1 pseudogene is annotated in these 380 nt (G+C 69.5%); it reads left to right on the forward strand.

Features of this window, described 5'->3' with window-relative positions:
• Nucleotides 1-380 (forward strand): annotated as a pseudogene (locus AB4Z02_RS19310) (cell division protein FtsK); the annotation flags it as partial.

Genomic DNA, 380 nt, shown 5'->3' on the forward strand with positions numbered 1-380 from the left:
GGCACGTGCATCCGGAATCCACCTCGTGCTGGCGACCCAGCGTCCGTCCGTCGACGTCGTCACCGGGCTCATCAAGGCGAACGTGCCCTCGCGCCTGGCGTTCGCCGTCACGAGCGTCACCGACTCGCGCGTCATCCTCGACCAGCCCGGCGCCGACAAGCTGATCGGCCAGGGCGACGGCCTCTTCCTGCCGATGGGCGCCTCGAAGGCCGTGCGGGTCCAGGGAGCGTGGGTCAGCGAGTCCGAGATCCAGAAGGTCGTCGACCACGTCACGCGCCAGGCTCGTCCGGAATACCGGCAGGATGTCGCCGCCGTGGCCGAGAAGAAGCAGATCGACTCGGACATCGGCGACGACCTCGAGCTGCTGTTGGCGGCCGCCG

This window comes from Pedococcus sp. 2YAF34, assembly GCF_052114585.1.
GTDB lineage: Bacteria > Actinomycetota > Actinomycetes > Actinomycetales > Dermatophilaceae > Pedococcus.